Below are 2,532 nucleotides of genomic sequence, written 5' to 3' on the forward strand. Positions count from 1 at the left end.
ATCCCGGCAACTAAATTTGGTATTAAGTCCTTTATTGAAAGCGCAAATGAAATAAGAATCAATGCAATCACAACAATTGCAATCCACTTGAAGATGTTTTCAGCAATTCCAAGCCTCTTCAGCGCAAGCACGATTGCAATAATGTAAAGCAAAAAGGACAGCAGATATGATATTATCTGCTCGGCAGGTATGTTCTTTTTTATCACTTTCTTAACAAGCTTGTCAAACTCAAGCTCCCTGAGAATCTTTGAAAGAAGCTTTCCCAGGAAATTTCCGATGAAGAATCCGAAGGCTATTATGAATGCGGCTATTATGAAATTATTGAATAGCACTGAAATTCCTGCTCCCTTTACGCTTCCAACTGTCTCAGCAACTGCAGAAAGGTTGTTTATTTCAGCCATATGCTTTTTAGGAGAAAACAGAGGTTTTTAAAGATTTAGCAAAAAACCAACTCTAAAGGTATTATAAGAAAATAATTATTTTAATATATCTAATATAAAATAATCTTAATAAAATATCTTTTAAATAATTTAGTTTATATATTTTTCTCTCACAAAAATCCTAAAAAATTGGCGATTTGATTTTTTTATAATATATTTTATAATAATTATTTTTAATCAATTATTATTTAAAATATATTTTGATTTTGTTTTGTCTTCCTTTTCTTTAGGATTTCCCTTTAATTTAAAAAAAATTTAAAAACACCAACACAGAAGCCATATCCATGGATGATTCTTCGCTCTCCCAGCAGATAAAGGATTTGGAGCATGAGCTCAGTGTCACAAAATACAATAAGAGGACTGAGCATGCTATTGGGCTTCTCAAGGTTAAGATTGCAAAGCTGAAGGAACAGCTTCAGTCAAGGAAGGCGATAAGAAAGCAGGCGCTCCATGCATCCTATTCTGTAAAAAGAGAGGGCGATGCCACAGCAGCGCTCATAGGCTTTCCGTCTGTTGGAAAATCCACTCTCATAAACAAGCTTACAAATGCAAATTCCAAGACAGCAAGCTATGACTTCACAACCATCGAATGCATTCCCGGGCTCATGGAATACAAGAAGGCGAAGATTCAGATTCTTGACCTTCCGGGAATAGTTGCCGGCGCAGCTGACGGGACAGGCAAGGGAAGAGAGGCAATATCAGTCCTTAGAAATGCAGACCTTGTAATCATACTTGTTGATTCATATGCAGTTGAAAAGCAGCTTCCTGTGATAAGAAGGGAGCTTTATGGCGCAGGGATAAGGCTCAACCAGAAAAAGCCGGCTGTGAGAATAGACAAGAAGCCAAGGGGCGGAGTAATAATAAGCTCAACTCTGAAATTAACAAAGATAACCAAGCAGCAGGTAGTTGAAGCGCTGAAGGAATTCAGGATTCTCAATGCAGAAGTGATAATCAGGGAGGACATTACAATTGAACAGCTTATTGATGTGATAACAGGAAACAGGAAATACGCATCAGGGCTCATTGTCCTCAATAAAATCGACCTTGTATCTGTCGATGACATAAAAAAGATCAGGGAATACATGGACGGGCTTTCAAAGCACTATGCAAACCTCAAAGGGCAGAGCGTAAATTATGTGATGATTTCAGCTGACAGGGGAATAAACCTGGAATTCCTGAAAGAGGCAATCTACCAGAAGATGAAGCTTATCAGGGTATTTCTCAAGGAAGTGGGAAAGGTGCCTGACATGGAAAACCCAATGGTTATGCTTGAGCGCGCAACTGTAAGAGATATCTGCAGAAAAATTCACACTGATTTTGTTGAAAAATTAAGGTTTGCAAGAGTGTGGGGGAAATCAGCAAAGTTTCCCGGGCAGAAATTCAATCTTGAGCACCAGATGGCTGACGGAGATGTAATTCAGCTTCACATAAAGTGATTCAGGGTTTCTTCAGGATATCTGCCAGATAGTCCTTTCTGAAGGAAAATCCCTTTCTCTTTGCAAGCTTCTTCAAAATCTTGTCAAACCCAGAGCCGTACTGGGCAGCCCTTTTTTTCCTCCCTGCAATCTTTTCAGGGATTCCCATAAGAAGCGCTGATTTTCTCACGATGATTTTCTTTTCAGAATCATTTATCTTCAGAACAGGGGAAAGCCCCATCCCGAACCTTATTATCTCCTCATCAAGAAAGGGGGTCATTATCCTCATTCCAAGGGACTCTGCAAGGGGAAAGTCGCGCATAATGTCGCGTTTATACATTGAATGGAGCCCTGCTCTGCATTCAGCATTCACATCTCCCCATTTAAGGGATTTCAAATGTCTTTCATAGCCTGCAAAAATCTCTTCTGAGCCAAGCCCGCTGAAAACCATATTTACCCCGTGCTCTTTTGCAAGCTTAAGCGCAGAATATGTGACAGCGCCTATTGATGCCTTTACAGCATCATCTGTTTTCAGGATTTTCACAACATCAGAAAGCGCTTCGCTGAAATCATCAATTGAGAATTCCTTTACATAAAGCGGAAGATTCAATGCATAGGACACATCCTTAGCCCATTTCAAATCCTCGCTTCCAGGAGCGCCCACCGAGAAGCATAAT

3 protein-coding genes are annotated in these 2,532 nt (G+C 39.7%); 1 reads left to right on the forward strand and 2 read right to left on the reverse strand.

All coding sequences use genetic code 11. The features are described from left to right. On the reverse strand, positions 1–401 hold a 401-nt coding region (locus NTV63_01950; GenBank protein ID MCX6709699.1), incomplete at its 3' end, for a hypothetical protein. A gap of 323 nt (positions 402–724) precedes the next feature. Between NTV63_01950 and NTV63_01955 the strand changes: the two genes are divergently transcribed. Further along, positions 725–1,876 carry a GTP-binding protein gene (locus NTV63_01955; protein ID MCX6709700.1) on the forward strand — a complete coding sequence of 384 codons (1,152 nt, stop codon included), beginning with the start codon at positions 725–727 and terminating at the stop codon, positions 1,874–1,876. Between the two features lies 1 nt (position 1,877). Here the strand turns inward: NTV63_01955 and NTV63_01960 are convergent. After that, positions 1,878–2,532, reverse strand: a 655-nt coding sequence (locus NTV63_01960) for an asparagine synthase-related protein (GenBank protein MCX6709701.1), incomplete at its 5' end; no start/stop codon positions are given.

The organism is Candidatus Woesearchaeota archaeon (assembly GCA_026394965.1).
GTDB lineage: Archaea > Nanobdellota > Nanobdellia > Woesearchaeales > 0-14-0-80-44-23 > JAPLZQ01.

Excerpts from the sequence above, each read along its gene's own strand:
- NTV63_01955 (MCX6709700.1), top strand. The coding sequence starts at position 725 with ATGGATGATTCTTCGCTCTCCCAGCAGATAAAGGATTTGGAGCATGAG.